Source organism: Methylobacterium sp. 142-1Y (assembly GCF_057747795.1).
In genome coordinates this window covers 5224059-5241074 of record NZ_CM173224.1, presented here as the reverse complement: position 1 = coordinate 5241074, position 17016 = coordinate 5224059, and the positions used below count along the sequence as shown (strand labels likewise).

Here is a 17016-nt window from a genome sequence, read left to right as displayed (position 1 = left end):
AGGGACGGTGCGCCAGCGGAGACGTTTTCGCCTTGTCCATCACGGCTTCCGGTCCGCTCCCCGTCGCGGCGCACGAGCCCGGAGCCTACGCGCCGCCGGTGCCGGCCCTCGCCGAGCGGGTCGGCTGGCTCAAGCTCCTCGGCGCGTTCCGGCGCAACACCCTGGAGGCGCTGCCCCGCGCCTGCCTCGACGAACCGGCGGTGACGGTGCCGCTGCCCGGGGGCGGCCGGATCGTGCTGCTGTGCACGCCGGCCGGCGCCCGCCACGTCCTGCTCTCGGCCACCGAGGATTTCCTGCGCCTGCCTGCCGGGCGGCGGGCGATCGGGCCGATCGCCGGGAACGGCCTGGTGCTCGCCGACGGCGAGGCCTGGCGCCATCAGCGCCGGGTGCTGGCCCCGGCCTTCACGCCCCGCACCCTGCCCTTGATGCTGCGCTTCGTCGCCCGTGCCGCGGAGGAATCCTGCCGCCGGCTGAAATCCGGCCTCGGCGCCCCGGCCGACCTGCGCTCAGAGATGCAGCGCGTCGCCCTCGACATCGCCACCACGTCGATGTTCTCGCTGGAGACCGGGGCGCTGGGCACCGAGATAAGGAGGCTGGTCTCCGGCTATCTCGACCGGCTCGGCCGGCCGACGATCGCCGATTTCCTGCTGCCGCCGGGCTGGCCGACCCCGTCGAGCCCGCGCCGGGCGCTGTTTCGCCGCCGCTGGCTCGGGACCGTGCGGGCGGTGCTGGCGGCGCGGCGGGCACAGGGGGCGGCAGGCGAGGCGCGGGACCTGTTCGACCTCCTCGTCGAGGCGCATGGCGACGCGCCCGGAGGCTTGCTCGCCGACGAGGTCGGCACCCTGATCGTCGCCGGCCACGAGACCACCGCCTCGACCCTGTTCTGGGCCTGCACGCTCCTCGCCCGGGAACCCGCCGTGCAGGACGCGCTCGCGGCGGAAGCCGCCGGCCTCGACCTGTCGGAGGCGGGCGCGGCCACGTCCCTGGCCCATCTGCGGCTCGCCCGGTCGGTGGCGCAGGAGACCCTGCGGCTCTATCCGCCGGTCTACGTCATCCCCCGCCGCGCCGCCCGGGCGAGCGTGGTCGAGGGCACGGCGATCCCGGCCGGCAGCATCGTGATGATCCCGACCTGGGTGCTCCACCGCAACCCGCTGTGGTGGGACCGGCCGGAGGTCTTCGACCCGCGCCGCTTCCTCGACGGGCCGGAGCCGGACCGCTTCGTCTACCTGCCGTTCGGTGCCGGCCCGCGGATCTGCATCGGGGCGCAGCTGGCGCTCGCCGAGGCGATCCTGGTCCTGGCGCGCCTGATGCGCGACTTCCGCCTCTCCCTCGACGGCGACCGCCCGGTGCTGCCGGTGGCGACCACGACTTTGCGGCCGGACCACGTGCCGCGCTTCCATCTCGAACGCCGCGCCGGTTGAGCCTGCCGCGCGCGCGAAAATGCTCTATGGGCTGTGCGGGAAGCGGCCGGCCCGGCCCCGCGAAGAGATTGAAGACACGGTGCGACCCTGGCGCAGCGGCCCGTCCGACCGGCGCGGCTACCATCACGGCAACCTCAAGGAGGCCCTGATCGAGGCCGCGCGCCGCTTCATCGCGGAGCGCGGGATCGGCGGCTTCACCCTGGTCGATGCGGCGCGCCTCGTCGGCGTCTCGCCGGCGGCGCTCTACCGCCACTTCCGCGGCCGCGAGGCCCTCTTGGAGGAGGTGGCCGAGCGCGGCTTCACGGAACTCGCCGCGCGGCTGGCCCGGGCGCTGCGCGGCCCCGGCACGCCGCTGGAGCGCTTCACCCGCATGGGCGAGGCCTACCTGACCTTCGCCGAGGAGGAGCCGGGCTACTACGCGGCGATCTTCGAGGCCCGGCCCGTCGGACCCGACGACTGCAAGCCGGTTCAGGCCCCGCGGGACCGCAATGCCTTCGAATTGCTGGTCGAGGCCCTACGCTCGACCTTCCCGGACGGATTCGCGCCCGGCGTCGATCCACGCTTCGTCGCCCTCGAAGTCTGGGCCTTGTCCCACGGCATCGCGACGCTCGCCGCAGCCGGCCGGCTGCCGACCGGGCCGGGCCTTCCGACCAAGTACGACCTCTTGCGGGCCGGGGTGCTGGCGATGGTGCACGGGGCGACGGTCAGGACGGGGTAGGGGCGTGGGCGCGACGCTTTTCCGTCGATCCGGCCTTCCATCCCACCCATGACCTGATCCTGAGGTGCTGGCGATCGAAGATCGCATTCGACCGAAGGGAGCCTCGAAGGAGGCCCCCAGAGACCACTGCGATCCCTGGAGCCCTCCTTCGAGGTCAGTCGATCTTCGATCGACCGACACCTCAGGATGAGGTCGCGATTGGGAAGACGATCAATCGCCCGCATCCCGGCCGTTCCGATGCGCTCGATGGCTCAATGCCCCGAAGCCACGGCCGACCCCGGCTTGTCGTGGGTGCCGAGCTTCTCGACCAACGTCGCCGAGGCCGCGTTGAGGCCGACGATCTCCACCGGTACCCCGTGGTGGCGGAACTTCAGCACGACCCGGTCGAGGGCGTTGACGGCGGTGAGGTCCCAGAAATGGGCCTGCGTCAGGTCGATCACCACGCGCTCCAGTTCCTCCTCGCGGAAGTCGAAGCCGGCATGGAAGGCCTCCGCGGTGGCGAAGAAGATCTGGCCCGTCACCCGGTAGGTGCAGGTCCGGCCCTCGCGGTTCGAGGCGACGGCGAAGAACCGGGTGACCTTGTGGGCGAAGAACAGCCCGCTCAGGATCACGCCGAACAGGACGCCCTTGGCGAGGTCGTGGGTGACGAGCACGACCGCGACGGTGCCGAGCATCACGATGCTCGACGTGGTCGGGTGGGTGACCAGGGTGCGGATCGAGCGCCACTGGAAGGTGTCGACCGAGACCACGATCATCACCGCGACGAGCGCCGCCATCGGGATCTGCGCCACGTAGCGCCCGAGCACCACGATCAGGAACAGCAGGAAGGCGCCGGACCACAGGGTCGAGAGCCGGCCGCGGCCCCCCGACGAGACGTTGATCATCGACTGGCCGATCATCGCGCAGCCGGCCATGCCGCCGAACAGGCCGGCGGTGACGTTGGCCAGCCCCTGGCCGGTGCATTCGCGGTTCTTGTTCGAGGTGGTGTCGGTGCGCTCGTCGATGATCGCCGCGGTCATCAGGCTCTCGAGCAGGCCGACCATGGCGATCGTCAGCGAATAGGGCAGGATGATCCGCAGGGTCTCCAGGGTGAAGGGCACCTGCGGCAGGGCAAAGCTCGGCAATTCGCTCGGCAGCGCTCCCATGTCGCCGACGGTGCGGATGTCGAGGCCGAGGCTCATCGACAGGGCGGTGCACAGCACGATCGCCACCAGCGCCGGGGGCACGGCCTTCGTCAGGTACGGCAGGCCGTAGATCAGCGCGATGCCGGCGGCGGTCATCGCGTAGACGACCGGCCCGCGGCCGATCAGCTCCGGCAGCTGGGCCATGAAGATCAGGATGGCGAGCGCGTTGACGAAGCCGGTGACGACCGAGCGCGAGACGAAGCGCATCAGGTCGCCGAGCTTGAAGGCCCCGGCGGCGATCTGGATCAGGCCGGTGAGGATGGTGGCGGCGAGGAGATGGCCGAGGCCGTGATCCTTGACCAGCGACGTCATCAGCAGGGCGGTCGCCCCGGTGGCCGCCGAGATCATCGCCGGGCGCCCGCCCGCGATGGCGGTGACGACCGCGATGCAGAACGAGGCATAGAGCGCGACCCTCGGGTCGACCCCGGCGATGACCGAGAAGGCGAGCGATTCGGGGATGAGGGCAAGCGCCACGACGGTGCCGGCCAGGATCTCGCGCGTGACGTCGGGCGCCCATTCGCGCCGCAGGCGGACGAGGTTCATGGAGTCTGAGCTTTCGGAACGGGCGCGACGAGGCGCGCGAGGACGGTCCACCGCGCGGGGCGGACGGGTACGGAGGACAGGCGTGGAGAGAGGACGCGGGAGAGCGGAGCGCTACGGCGGCGTGGGCCGCGAGACCAATATGGCTCGATCCTGCATCATGGGTCCGTGCGTACACGGGTCTTTGCTGCGGCGCAACGGGGCGAGGGGATCAAAGTCGCAACGGCTGGGCGCAGGGTTATCGGGAACCAACCAAAACGAGATTGGCGCGGGTTTCCCCTCTCCCCGCGGGCGGGGAGAGGCTTTCGCCCCTCTCGTCGGGGGCGAAAGGAGCGCAGGCGTAGCCGTAGCGAGGGTGAGGGGGTCTCTACGGGTGAGACTCTTCCGGAAACACCCCCTCACCCTCGCCCTTCGGGCTTGCTGCATCTCCTGAACGGAGACGCAGCCCTCTCCCCGCCCGCGGGGAGAGGAGATTCCCCGCGCCCTTCGAGAAAAAAGCCCGCCCCTCGGCGGAGGGGCGGGCCTTGTCGTTACGGAGCGTACCCCAGCCCTAGGCCGGGATCAGCGGATCCCGCCGCGCCGCATTCTCCGGCACCCCGTCCTTGGCCTTCTGCTTCGGCGGCGGCCCGAGGAAGGCCGGGACGATGAAGAAGGCGGCGACCAGGGTGAAGAACAGCGACAGGGCGAGCAGCTTGCCCATGCTGGCGGTGCCCGGGTGGCTCGACAGGACCAGCGAGCCGAAGGCGGTGCCGGTGGTCAGCGCCGAGAAGAAGATCGCCCGGGTCAGGCTGGAGGCGAGCATGTCGGCGACGCCGGCCCGCCAGGCGATCACGTAGTAGATGTGGAAGGCCACGCCCACCGCCAGCATCAAGGGCAGCGCGATGATGTTGGCGAAGTTGAGCGGCATGCCGATGAGGTAGAGCGCCTCCAGCGTCCACAGGGTGGCGAGCACCAGCGGTCCGAGCGCCATGGCGACGTCCCAGGGCCGGCGCAGGGCCACCGACAGGATGATGAAGATCGAGAGCAGCGCCAGCAGGCCCGCCTCGATGAAGGCGCCCAGGATGGTGTGGCTCGACAGGGTGGTGGCGACCGGCGCGCCGGTGGCGTGGGGAGCGACGCTCAGGACTTCCTTGGCGAAGCGCCGCTGCACCAGGTTGTCGTTCGAGTTGCCCTTCGGCTGCACCTCGATCCGGGCCTTGCCGTCGGCGGCGATCCAGTCGGAGCGGATCTGCTTGGGCAGGTTCTCGAGGGTGATCTTCTCCGGCGCGAGCAGGCTGCGCAGGCGGGTGAGCAGGACCTTGAGGTTCGGCACCACCGCGGCGGCGGCGGCCTCGCGGACGGACGGCTCGGCGGAAGCCAGGCGGTCGAGGGTGTCGGTGAAGCCCTGGATGGTGGCGAGCGGGCCGGAAGCGGCGGCGCCCTGCTCCTTGCCACCCTGCTCCTTGGCACCCTGCGCGATCCCGCGGAGCGCCGTCACGGCGTTGCGGATCGCCGTCACCACCTCGCGGTCGGTCGGCGGGGGCGCGACGCGGGGCGGGTTGAGCACGGGCCCGAGCACCTGCGCCGCGTCCTCGATGGTCGCGAGCTTCTGGTCCTGGTCGGCGGGCACGAAGGTGTTGATGTCGATCACCCCGGCGACACCCGGCAGGGCCATCAGCTTCCTGACCATCGGGTCGATGGCGTCGCGGTCCGGCACCACCACGTCGATCGAGTTCGGGCTGGTCTTCGGGTCCTTGGCGAGATCGAGATAGGTCGCGACCGATTCCACCTTCGCGCTGCGCAGGTGCATCGGGTTCGAATCGAACGGCAGCCAGTAGAGCAGCGGCAGGCCCGCCACGGTGACGAGGCCGGTCAGCGCCAGGACCAGCTTGCGGTGCTCGAGGATCCAGTGATCGACCGAGGCCATGCTGGCGGTGCCGACCTCCTGCTTCTCGCCCGGCGGCCGCAGCACGGCGATCAGCGCCGGCAGCATGGTGAGCGAGAACAGGTAGGCGACGATCATGCCGACGCCGGCGATCAGGCCGAGCTCGGACACGCCGCGGAAGTCGGTCGGCAGGAAGGAGAAGAAGCCGGCCAGCAGCGACACCGCCGCCAGCGTCAGCGACCAGCCGACGCCCCGGGCGGCCGAGCGGATCGCCCGCTCCAGGTCTCCCTCGGCGAAGCGGTCGGCGCGATAGCGCACGGCGAACTGGATGCCGAAATCGATGCCCAGGCCGACGAACAGGGCCGCGAAGGCGACCGAGATCGGGTTCAGCTCGCCGACCATCAGGAGACCGAGGGCGGCCGTGACGATGAGACCCGCGAAGGTGGTGACGAGCACCGCGACGACGAGGCTGCCCGAGCGGAGCGCCAGCCACAGGAACAGCACGATGGCGCCGCCGGTGACCGAGTAGTTCAGCCCGGCATCGTCGGCGAGGGTCGCGAACTCGTCGTCCGCCACCGCGACCTGGCCGGTGAGGCGCACCCGCACCCCGTTGGCCTCGGTCAGGCCGAGGTTGCGGGCGGTCTCGCGGATCAGCTGGGTCGCCTTCTCGCCGGGCTGCAGGGCGTCGTAGTCGAGCACCGGCTGGGCGATGACGAAGCGGCGCAGGTCGCTCGGCTCGGCCTTGCCGCCCGAGAGCAGCAATTGCCACGAGAGCTGCGCCCGCTCGCCCTTCAGGACGCGATCAAAGACCTCCTTCATCTGGCCCATCGGGCCGACGAGGTCCTCGGGCTTGGCCTGGCCCGCCTTCACCCCTTGAGCGCCCATCACCATAGCCTGCATGATGCCGCGCAGGGACGGGTCGGCGGCGAGCGGCCCGAGCAGGCCCTGCTGCTGGATCAGCCGCTCCGTGGTCTGGTCCAGTTCCTTCTGGGGCATCAGCAGGAGGCCGTTCTTGTCGAAGAACGGCCCGCCATCGGGGCGGTAGACGATCGGCAGCAGGTCCTTGTGGGTCGCGAGGGCCTGGGTCAGGCGGGTCGCCGCCTCCTCGGCCTGTTCCGGGGTCTGCCCGTCGATCACCGTGACGAGGAGGTTGCTGCGCTGCGGAAAAATCTTCTCGAACTGGATCTCGTCCTGGCGCCAGGGCACGTCCGGGGTGATGAGGCGCTCGACGTCGGTGTTGATGCGGAAGAGATGCGCCGCCGTGACGGCGCTCGCGACGGTGAGCAGCAGCGCGGCCACGAGGACGAGCCAGCGCCGGTGTACGGAAAACGCCACGAGCCGTTCGATCACGATGCGAAGCCTGCCTCTAGCTCGCGGGCCATGCGGCGGCCCGGTGGAATCCTGACGATCGGCCCGACGGCCCTGCCACGGCGATGTCCCGTGCAAGACGCGCGCTAGCCGGGACCAACATAGCGCGCGGGGCGGCGGCGCCCATGGTCGCGAGGTGCATCGGTGTCACGGCAACGCTCCAGGGAGCGTCCGTGGCGCGCTAGGTAATGACCCGCAGGCCCGATTGCAACGCGTTGGCGCAAAACGGATCCCCGATCCGACCGGACTTCGCCGCGCAGGTCCTTCGGCCCGGCTCGGCTTTACGCCTCCGCCGGCCTCGCCCTAAACCTTCGGCCCGAGAGGGCTTTGCCCGGCAGGACGAGAGGGCTTTGCCCGACAGGAGCCGAGTCGCGGCGAGACGAGACGGAGGTCCGGTGGCGGCAGAGCAGGAGAACGGGATCGACCTCGTGCTGGCCCAGCCGCGGGGCTTCTGCGCCGGGGTGGTGCGGGCGGTCGACATCGTCGAGCGGGTGCTCGCCCGGGGCGATCGCGCGGTCTATGTTCGCCACGAGATCGTCCATAACGGCCGCGTCGTCGCCGACCTGAAGGCCAAGGGCGCCCACTTCGTCGAGAGCCTCGACGCGGTGCCTATTGGGGCCACCACGATCTTCTCGGCCCACGGCGTGTCGCGGGCGGTCGAGGCGGAGGCCGCGCGACGGAGCCTGCCCGTGATCGACGCCACCTGCCCGCTGGTCGCCAAGGTGCACAAGCAAGGGCAGCTTTATGCCGCGCAAGGCCGCACGGTGATCCTGGTGGGTCATGCCGGCCACGCCGAGGTCGAGGGGACGCTCGGCCGGATCGACGGGGCGGTCCATCTCGTCGGCAGCGTGGCGGAGGCCGAGACCCTCGACCTGCCCGCCGAGACGCGGCTCGCCTACGTCACCCAGACGACGCTCAGCGTCGACGACACGCGGGCGATCATCGCGGTCCTGCACAGACGCTTCCCCGATCTCGTCGGGCCCGAGACCAGGGACATCTGCTACGCGACCCAGAACCGCCAGGCCGCCGTGCGGGCGCTCGCCGAGGTCGCCGACCTGATCCTGGTGGTCGGCGCGAAGAATTCCTCGAACTGCAACCGCCTGCGCGAGGTCGCCGCCGAGGCCGGCCGGCCGAGCCATCTCGTCGAAGGCGCGGAGGACTTGCGCCGAATCGCCCTCGACGGCGTGCGGACCCTCGGGCTGACCGCCGGCGCGTCGACCCCCGAGGTGGTGATCGCCGAGGTGATTGCTGCGCTGCAGCGTCGCACCCCCCTGCGGATTTCCACGCTTCCGGGCGTGGTCGAGAGCGCAAGCTTCCCGCTCCCGTCGAGTTTGGGCCACAGTTAGGCCGATACGCACCCAGCCTGGACTCTTTCGAACCTAGCTTGCTGGAAATCCGCCACTTTTCGGGCTAATCAGCCCGCTTGGCACAGCACTCGACACGAACCACGACACAAGGAGCCTTGGTCTTGGGCATTCCTCTCCGGTACGTCGCGAAGATCGGCGGCTACATCCTCAAGCAGCACCTCACCGGCCGCAAGCGCTACCCGCTTGTCATGATGATGGAGCCGTTGTTCCGGTGCAATCTTGCCTGCGCGGGCTGCGGCAAGATCGACTATCCGGACGAGATCCTCAACAAGCGCCTGCCGGTCGACGAAGCTCTCGAGTCGGTCCGCGAGTGCGGTGCACCCGTGGTGGTCATCGCCGGCGGCGAGCCGCTCCTGCACAAGGACCTGCCGCAGATCGTCGAGGGCATCATCGCCCAGAAGAAGTTCGCGATCGTCTGCACCAACGCACTTCTCCTCGAGAAGAAGATCGCGCAATACAAGCCGAGCCCGTATTTCACCTGGTCGATCCATCTCGATGGCGACAAGGACATGCACGACCAGTCGGTGTGCCAGCGCGGCGTCTACGACAAGGCGGTGGCGGCGATCCAGAAGGCCAAGGAGATGGGCTTCCGGGTCACGATCAACTGCACCTTCTTCAACAACTCCTCGGCGGACAAGATCGCCGACTTCTTCGACAGCGTGACCCGGATGGGCATCGACGGCATCACCGTCTCCCCCGGCTACGCCTACGAGCGCGCCCCCGACCAGCAGCACTTCCTCAACCGCCGGGCGACCAAGGACCTGTTCCGCGGCGTGTTCCGTCTCGGCAAGGAGAAGGGCCGCGAGAAGTGGACCTTCCAGCAATCAGGCCTGTTCCTCGACTTCCTGGCCGGCAACCAGACCTACCACTGCACGCCGTGGGGCAACCCGACCCGGACGGTCTTCGGCTGGCAGAAGCCGTGCTACCTGCTCGGCGAAGGCTACGCCAAGACCTTCAAGGAGCTGATGGAGACCACGGACTGGGATTCCTACGGCACCGGCAACTACGAGAAGTGCGCCGACTGCATGGTGCATTCCGGCTACGAGGCCTCGTCGGTGGTCGACTCGGTCAAGAAGCCGTGGAAGCCGGTGATCTACGCTCTCCGCGGGATCAAGACCGAGGGCGAGATGGCTCCCGAGATCTCCCTCGAGAACCAGCGCCCGGCCGAGTTCGTGTTCTCACGCAACGTCGCGCAGAAGCTCTCCGAGATCCGGGACGCCAAGGCCGACGCCAAGAAGCGCGCGACAGCGGCCTAACGAGGCGAAGGCCGCCGACGAGTCGCGGGCGAGGCGCACCAGCCCGCCCACGCTCGCCGAGCGGCGGGCCAGAGCCGACAGGACGGCGAGGATATCGGGCTCGCCGTCCGGCTTGAGGGCCTTGGCGATCGCCGCCGGCAGGGCGCGGTCGGCCGGGTCGCACACCACCCGGACGGCGCAGAACGGCAGGCCGTGGACCTCCGCGAAGGCCGCCGCGACCTGCGATTCCATGTCGACCGCAGCAGTGCCGGTCTCGGCATGCAGGACCGCCTTGGCGTGCGGAGACAGCACCGCCGCCTCCACCCCCGCGACATCGGCCTGGATCACCCGCCCCGGCGCATCCGCCAACCGGCGGGCGAGAGCCGCGACCACCTCCGGATGCGCCTGGAAGCGCCGCCCGGCCGAGACGACCCCGGTCGCCACCACGACGTCGCCCGGCACCAAGGCCGGATCGAGCCCGCCGGCAATGCCGATGCTCATCACCGCCCGGCAGCCCGGGCCGCTGCGCCCCTTCAAAAGATCCCGCAACCGCTCCGGATTGCCCCCGGCCCCCACCGTCGCCACGCCCGGCCCGGCGGCGAGCCGCGCCTCGCGGGCCAGGCCGGTCACGGCCAGGACGGGATGAGGCCCGTTCGGACCGGTGGTGTCCTCGACGACGATCATGCGGAGTCCTGAGCTTTCAATGGGGGCAGGCATTGGGGGCAGGCGACAAGCACCCCTCATACCAGAGCGGAGGAGGCGGTCCTGTGGCGCCGGTGACACGGGCGGGGCTCCGGCCGGTGCCGTGAATGACCACCCATGAACGACGGCACAGAAATGCCCGCAGACAATCCCGGCAGGCTGCCGCCGGTGGATCGGGTGATCGCCATCGATGGGTAAGCGGAGCGGCGGACGGCGTGATGCCGTCGGGCGATCGGTCAGCCTGCCCGGCTGAACGCAGGATCGTGCCATCCGGCGGCGGACGGGGCACGATTGTGCTTGTAGGCCCCGGCCCGCCTCGGCTATGACCCCGCTCGGACAGAAAAAAGGCCGCCCTTGCGAGGCGGCCCGAAGTCTAGGGAGGAAACGCCCAAAGAGGGCTGCACCGCCGCGACGCCATCGCTGCGGTACGACGCGGTTATCTCATGCTGCATCGCACAAAGCAATCGATTGCAGCGCACAACGGCCATGCTCGAAGCACATGGGTGGCCTTTGCGATGCGGGGACGATCCGGCTAGCGCCGGATGTCCATCTTCCGCAGGCCCCAGAATGCCAGCATGGCGGCCGCGACGGTGAAGGGCGCCGCCCCGATCACGGCCGCGATCGGCTCCGACCCGATCAGCCCCCCGAGACCCTTCACCAGGGCCATCAGCAGCAGGAAACCGCTGACGCAGGCGAGCAGCAGGATCGCGCCGCCCCACAGGGCCCAGCCCGAGACGACGCGGGCGATCCGGTCGACCTCGTCGGAGAACAGCGTGATCTCCTTGACGGCCAGGCTGCTCGCGAGGCGTACCGCCTCGACGACCAGCCTGATCGTGCTCACCTGCCGGTCGGCCCGCAAAGCTCGCGCTCCCGCCTCGCCGCGACCGGGCATCGGTACGGCGAGCGAAAACGCCCGAGCTTGGCCGTCGTTCCCGGGTCGTGCCCGTCAGGCGGGCTTGAGCGGACAGCTCTGGCGGGCCAGCAGCCGCCAGTCGCCGCCATCTTTCAGCCAGACCTGCATCACCGCGATGTAGGAGCGGCCGGTCTCGCCGTTGGGCAGGATATCGGCGCCGTCCCAGACGTGCCGGACCATGGCGGTATCGCCGACGATCTGGAACCACGGCTCCGAGAAGGTCAGCGACTTGTAGTTGGTCTTGCCGGCGAGGCTGGCGATGAACTGGGGCTTGGTCTCGATCTTGCGCCCGCTCGAATGGCCGTAGCTGAGCTGCGGATGGGTGAGGGCGTCGAGCGCCTTGGCGTCGCCCTCCACGATCGCGACCCGCAGGGCCTCGAGCTTCCCGGCCACCGCCTCGTTCCCGTCCGCGGCCAGGGCCGCGCCCGATCCGAGCATCGGGGCCGCCATCACCCCCATCGTCATGCCCGCCAGCAGGACGCGCCGCGAGCAGCTCTCTGTCCGTTCCATGGACTTCCTCCCGTCCGTGCGGTCACCGACGGGTTGATCCCGGCCGCGCCGCACGCCCCGAGCTTAGCGCGGAGCCCCGCTTCAGGCCACCGCGCCATCACAGTCGGGCTTGGCCCGGGAAATGGGAGCGCTCGGTCAGTCACCCTGCCGCGGGGGCCCGGCCGCGTCCCGGCCCGAAGCGGCGGCGCTGGCGGCATCCAGCTCGCCCTGGCAGGGCGGGCTGACGCTGGCATAGTTGCGGCGCAGGCAGCGCTCGATGCGCCGCGTGTTGGGAACGTCGGCGGCGCACAGCGTCATGGCGTCCGTCATGCAGGCCATGCGCTGCCGCTCGGTCCCTTGAGCGCTCGCGCCAGCAGGCGCGAGGAGCAGGACGGCTCCCGCCAGGGCGACGGCGCGGGTCAACGGCATCGACATTCCACCTCTCCGGCTCTCTCCGGCGGGTCAACACCGAGCCAGGCCTTCCGGTTCGCGGCAAAGCTGGTTTGCGTTGCCGGAAGGGCAGGGCAGAGCGGGGCAGGTGGGGATCACCCGCCCACAGGTGTCGAGCCCATTCTCATCGTCTTCTCGCTGAGGGTCGGGTGCGGGATGGCCCCGTGCATCGGGTCGTCCCCGGTGATCTCGATCGGGACCGACAAGCGAGGGGAGAGAGGATTGAGCGGCCTGTGCGACCGCCTCACGCGGGCCGCAAGAGGCCCTTCAACACGCCCCGACTGGAGCGCCTGCCTCGACAGGCTCGCGGGGTGAACGGCTGCCAGTCCAGCGAGTTTTCCTTGCGCGGAGGCCAGAGCATTTTCCGACGAATCGGATACCGGCTCGTCGTAGAAAACGCAAAAAAATTAAAGACATAGAGAACTTCGCGATTGCAACGCGATCGTGAAGCTCTCTAGTTCGCAGCTCGAACCGAGTGGATCCTGAGGACCCGGCCGGCGGCTCCGCAGGCCCAAACGCCAAGGACGACGTTTCGGCCTTCCTTCAACATCGTTTCGAGACCACGCTTGACGTTACCGACCGTTACGGCATCATCGCCGCGATTATCTCCTGCGTTTACAAACGTTCTTGTTCCGTCCGCTTTTTCCAAGATAATACTCTCTATATTGAATCCAGATCTGTCAAATTCCCGCTTGACGATCTTTCCTTTTAATGTCGATGGAAAGCAATCTTCTTTGTCTGATAAATTTGAGAGAGATATAATTTTTCCGCTCGAGGCATCCGCCTTATATCTGGGCGCGCCCGCCTCAGCCGATCTGGCGTGACATGCCGCGCACGTCACGATCGCGATCCAGAATATTGCGTTTTTCATGGGTTTTTTCCTGCTGCGCCTCACAAGTATTATTTAGACGATTCCGATTTACACGCTCAACTGGGCATTAGGTTGCGCATGGAATAACGATAAAGTCAGTCCTGAAATATTTTTAAGCACATCGGCTGAGCCCAAGAGGCGCATGTACCGGGGTGGCGCCGGTGAGACGATCTCGTCGGGACCGGGCGGCAATCCCCGATCTCGATCGACCATGGCGCCCGACGTACCAGCCCATGCCGGGCTGGCGGAGCGTGACGGCTCCACCGGCGGCGGCTGACAGCGACGGGACGCAGGAGGGTCGAGGGACCCCGCTGCCGGCAGCATCGCGCCGCCGGCTCGGCCCATGATCACCCTTTCCGAGAGCGTGACCGCGAAGGCGGAGCGCGCCTGGCCTTCGGATGTCGACCCGTCGTTTCGAAAGAGCGTCTCGCGCTCCAGCGTCCCTAGGTGTGGATCACCCGCCCATAGGCGTCGAGCACGCTCTCGTGCATCATCTCGCTGAGGGTCGGGTGCGGGAAGACCGTGTGCATCAGCTCTTCCTCGGTGGTCTCGAGGGTCATCGCCACGACGTAGCCCTGGATCAGCTCGGTCACCTCGGCCCCGACCATGTGGGCGCCGAGCAGCTGGCCGGTCCTGCGGTCGAAGATCGTCTTCACCAGGCCGTCGGGTTCGCCCAGCGCGATCGCCTTGCCGTTGCCCGCGAACGGGAAGCGGCCGACCCGGACATCGAAACCCTGCTCCTTGGCCTTGGCCTCGGTGAGGCCGACCGAGGCGACTTGCGGCTGGCAATAGGTGCAGCCCGGGATCTTGCCCTTGTCCATCGGGTGGGTGTGCAGGCCCTTGATGGTCTCGACGCAGATCACGCCCTCGTGCTCGGCCTTGTGGGCGAGCATCGGCGGGCCGGCGACGTCGCCGATGGCGTAGATGCCCGGCACGCTGGTGCGCCCGAGCCCGTCGGTGGCGACGATGCCGCGCTCGATCTTCACCCCGAGCGTCTCCAGGCCGAGATTCTCGATGTTGCCGACGACGCCGACCGCCGAGATCAGGATCTCGGCGGTGATCTCTTGCGTCTTGCCGCCCTCGGTCTCGACCGTGGCGGTGACCGCCTCGCCCTTCGTGACCTTGGTCACCTTGGCGCCGGTGAGGATCCTGATGCCCTGCTTCTCGAAGCGCTTGCGGGCGTGCGCCGCGATCTCGTGGTCCTCCACCGGCAGGATCTGCGGCAGCAATTCCACCACCGTCACCTCGGCGCCCATGGTGCGGTAGAACGAAGCGAACTCGATGCCGATCGCGCCCGAGCCCATCACCAGCAGGCTCTTGGGCATCTTCTCCGGGACCATGGCCTCGTAATAGGTCCAGATCTGGCGTCTGTCCGGCTCGATGCCGGGAATCGCCCGCGGCCGGGCGCCGGTCGCCACGACGATGTGCTTGGCCCGGTAGGTGCCCGCGGCCTTGGCGCCCTTCGGGGCGTCGGCGCGCGTCGTCTCCTTGACCACGACCCGGCCGGGTTCGTTGCCTTTCGGCGCCGCCTCGATCGCCGCCTCGCCCCAGATCACGTCGACCTTGTTCTTCTTGAGCAGCATGCCGACGCCGCCGTTGAGCCGGCTCGACACGCCGCGCGAGCGCTTGACGATGGCGGCGGTGTCGAACCCGACATTCTCCGCCGTCAGGCCGTAATCCTTGGCGTGCTGCATGTAGTGGTAGATCTCGGCCGAGCGCAGCAGCGCCTTGGTGGGGATGCAGCCCCAGTTGAGGCAGATGCCGCCCAGGTGCTCGCGGTCCACCACCGCCGTCTTGAAGCCGAGCTGGGCCGCCCGGATCGCCGCCACGTAGCCGCCGGGACCGGCGCCGATGATGAGGACGTCGTAGGTGTCGGACATTCAGGTCTCCGGGGAGGGCGGGGCGGCCAGGGCCGCGATAATCGTGTCGAGCGTACTGTCGATCGCGCGAATGACATCCGCGTTGGAGACGCGCAGGACCCGGAAGCCGCGCGCTTCGAGGGCGGCCGTGCGCGCGGCGTCGTAGGCTTGCTGGTCGTCAAAACCGTGCTGGCCGCCATCGACTTCGACGATCAGCCGGGCTCCGAGACAGCAGAAATCGGCAACGTAGGAGCCTATGGCGACCTGCCTGCGAAAATGGGACCCTTCGACCGGTAGCCGGTGGCGCAGATGCCACCACAGCCGCTTCTCTGCGGGTGTGAGAGCGTGCCACATAGTCTTGGCGTTCGCTTTTGCCCGCGGTGAAGCCGATTGCTCGGGCGATCCGTTCCAGGGCATCGGTACCCCCTTAACCGACTGGGAACGAATAAGGCGCGTTCCCCTCCCCCTTGTGGGGAGGGGCTAGGGGTGGGGGTGGTGCCGGATAAAGCTAAGCGGTGCCTCCTGCACCATCCCCCACCCCTGACCCCTCCCCACAAGGGGGAGGGGAAAATGCTACACCAGCATGCCCATCGGGCTCTCGATCAAGCCCTTGAAGGCCGCGAGCAATTCGGCGCCGAGCGCCCCGTCGACCACCCGGTGGTCGCAGGAGAGCGTCACCGTCATCGCCTGGACCACCGCGGGCGCGCCGTTCTTCGCCACCACCCGGGCCTCGCCGGCGCCGACCGCCAGGATGGTGCCGTGGGGCGGGTTGATGACCGCGCCGAACGACTTGATGCCGAACATGCCGAGATTCGACACCGCCGTGGTGCCGCCCTGATACTCCTCGGGCTTCAGCTTCTTGGTGCGGGCGCGAGCCGCCAGATCCTTCATCTCGGCCGAGATGGTCGAGAGGGTCTTCTGCTCGGCCTTGCGGATCACCGGGGTGAACAGCCCGCCGTCGATCGCTACCGCGACGCCGACATCCGAGTGACGGAACCGCAGGATCCGGTCCTCGGCCCAGACGGAATTCGCCGCCGGCACCCGCTGGAGCGCCAGCGCCAGCGCCTTGATGACGAAGTCGTTGACCGAGAGCTTGAAGGCCGGCTTGCCGTCCTTGTCCTTCGCGGCTCCCGCATTGACCTGCTCGCGCAAGCTCAGGAGCGCGTCGAGCTCGACGTCGAGGGAGAGGTAGAAATGCGGGACGGTCTGCTTCGACTCGACCAGGCGCTTGGCGATGGTCTTGCGCATCCCGTCGAGGGGCACTTCCTCGTAGGAGCCCGGCTCGAACATCCCCATCACCTGCTTGGCCGTGAGGCCGGAGGGCGGGGCGGCGGCCGCGGCGGGCTTCGGAGCTGGGGCAGGCTCGGGCTTCGCGGCGGAGGCGGGGGCCTCCTTGGCGGCGGCTTGCGGTGCGGGCTTGGCCGTTCCCTTGGCGGTCCCGCGTTCGAGGGCGGCGCGCACGTCGCGCTCGATGATCCGGCCGTGCGGGCCCGAGCCCGTCACCGCACCGAGGTCGAGGCCTTCCTGCTTGGCGATGCGGCGGGCGAGCGGCGAGGCGAACAGGCGTCCGCCCTCCTGCTTGCCGGCCGACGCCGGTCGCGCGCCCTCCGGCGCGGTGTCGACCCGCTCATACGCCATCGTACCGCCGCCCGGCGTCTCGTTGCCGGCGGGCGCCTGGGGCTTCCCGCCCTCGGCCTTGCCACCCTCCGCCTTGCCGGCCGGCGACGTCCCGGCCTTCGCCGTCTTGTCCTGCCCGTTGCCCCCGGCCGTCACGCTACCCGGATCCTCGCCCTCCTCGGCGATGAGGGCGATCAGGTCGTTGACCGGCACGTCGGCGGTGCCCTCCGGCACCACGATCTTGGCGAGCACACCCTCGTCGACCGCCTCGACCTCCATCGTCGCCTTGTCGGTCTCGATCTCGGCCAGGATGTCGCCCGACTTGACGGTGTCGCCCTCCTTCTTGAGCCACTTGGCGAGGTTGCCCTTCTCCATGGTCGGCGAGAGGGCGGGCATCAGGACGTTGATCGGCATGGAT

General features: G+C 69.1%; 13 protein-coding genes. 4 read left to right on the top strand and 9 right to left on the bottom strand.

Annotated features, from left to right (window positions below; all coding sequences use genetic code 11):
• Window positions 1-32: 32 nt before the first annotated feature.
• Window positions 33-1421: a cytochrome P450 gene (locus AC3AOF_RS24155; RefSeq protein WP_488346710.1), complete on the top strand. Its 1389-nt coding sequence runs from the start codon at window positions 33-35 to the stop codon at window positions 1419-1421.
• 79 nt (window positions 1422-1500) lie between these two features.
• Window positions 1501-2139, top strand: coding sequence for a TetR/AcrR family transcriptional regulator (locus AC3AOF_RS24150; RefSeq protein ID WP_236988456.1), 639 nt, complete (start codon window positions 1501-1503; stop codon window positions 2137-2139).
• Between the two features lie 251 nt (window positions 2140-2390).
• On the opposite strand, the gene AC3AOF_RS24145 is transcribed toward AC3AOF_RS24150, so the two are convergent.
• Both AC3AOF_RS24145 and AC3AOF_RS24140 read right to left on the bottom strand, forming a co-directional pair.
• On the bottom strand, window positions 2391-3866 hold the full coding sequence (locus AC3AOF_RS24145) for a SulP family inorganic anion transporter (protein WP_236988457.1): 1476 nt from the start codon (window positions 3864-3866) through the stop codon (window positions 2391-2393).
• Window positions 3867-4413: 547 nt separating this feature from the next.
• A complete protein-coding gene (locus AC3AOF_RS24140; RefSeq protein ID WP_236988458.1) occupies window positions 4414-7077 on the bottom strand; it encodes an MMPL family transporter in 2664 nt (887 codons plus the stop codon).
• A gap of 413 nt (window positions 7078-7490) precedes the next feature.
• Here AC3AOF_RS24140 and ispH point away from each other — a divergent pair, with 413 nt between their 5' ends.
• Entirely contained in the window at window positions 7491-8441 is a 951-nt protein-coding gene (ispH, locus tag AC3AOF_RS24135) for a 4-hydroxy-3-methylbut-2-enyl diphosphate reductase (protein ID WP_236988459.1), read from the top strand.
• Between the two features lie 122 nt (window positions 8442-8563).
• Window positions 8564-9718 carry an adenosyl-hopene transferase HpnH gene (hpnH, locus tag AC3AOF_RS24130; protein ID WP_236988460.1) on the top strand — a complete coding sequence of 385 codons (1155 nt, stop codon included), beginning with the start codon at window positions 8564-8566 and terminating at the stop codon, window positions 9716-9718.
• On the opposite strand, the gene AC3AOF_RS24125 is transcribed toward hpnH, so the two are convergent.
• From AC3AOF_RS24125 to AC3AOF_RS24095, 7 genes are all read right to left on the bottom strand, one after another.
• Window positions 9641-10381, bottom strand: coding sequence for a phosphorylase (locus AC3AOF_RS24125; RefSeq protein WP_236988461.1), 741 nt, complete (start codon window positions 10379-10381; stop codon window positions 9641-9643). The genes hpnH and AC3AOF_RS24125 overlap by 78 nt on opposite strands.
• 550 nt (window positions 10382-10931) lie before the next feature.
• On the bottom strand, window positions 10932-11240 hold the full coding sequence (locus tag AC3AOF_RS24120; protein ID WP_236988462.1) for a phage holin family protein: 309 nt from the start codon (window positions 11238-11240) through the stop codon (window positions 10932-10934).
• Between the two features lie 105 nt (window positions 11241-11345).
• The gene (locus tag AC3AOF_RS24115; protein ID WP_236988463.1) at window positions 11346-11822 is read right to left on the bottom strand and encodes a nuclear transport factor 2 family protein; all 477 of its coding nucleotides are present in this window, start codon (window positions 11820-11822) and stop codon (window positions 11346-11348) included.
• Window positions 11823-11957: 135 nt separating this feature from the next.
• Window positions 11958-12236 (bottom strand): hypothetical protein, encoded by a 279-nt coding sequence (locus AC3AOF_RS24110; RefSeq protein ID WP_488346709.1) that lies wholly within the window; start codon window positions 12234-12236, stop codon window positions 11958-11960.
• Window positions 12237-13565: 1329 nt separating this feature from the next.
• The gene (gene lpdA / locus AC3AOF_RS24105) at window positions 13566-15002 is read right to left on the bottom strand and encodes a dihydrolipoyl dehydrogenase (RefSeq protein ID WP_488346708.1); all 1437 of its coding nucleotides are present in this window, start codon (window positions 15000-15002) and stop codon (window positions 13566-13568) included.
• Entirely contained in the window at window positions 15003-15398 is a 396-nt protein-coding gene (locus AC3AOF_RS24100; protein WP_488346707.1) for an endonuclease domain-containing protein, read from the bottom strand.
• A gap of 156 nt (window positions 15399-15554) precedes the next feature.
• On the bottom strand, window positions 15555-17012 hold the full coding sequence (locus AC3AOF_RS24095; protein WP_488346706.1) for a pyruvate dehydrogenase complex dihydrolipoamide acetyltransferase: 1458 nt from the start codon (window positions 17010-17012) through the stop codon (window positions 15555-15557).
• Between the last annotated feature and the right edge of the window lie 4 nt (window positions 17013-17016).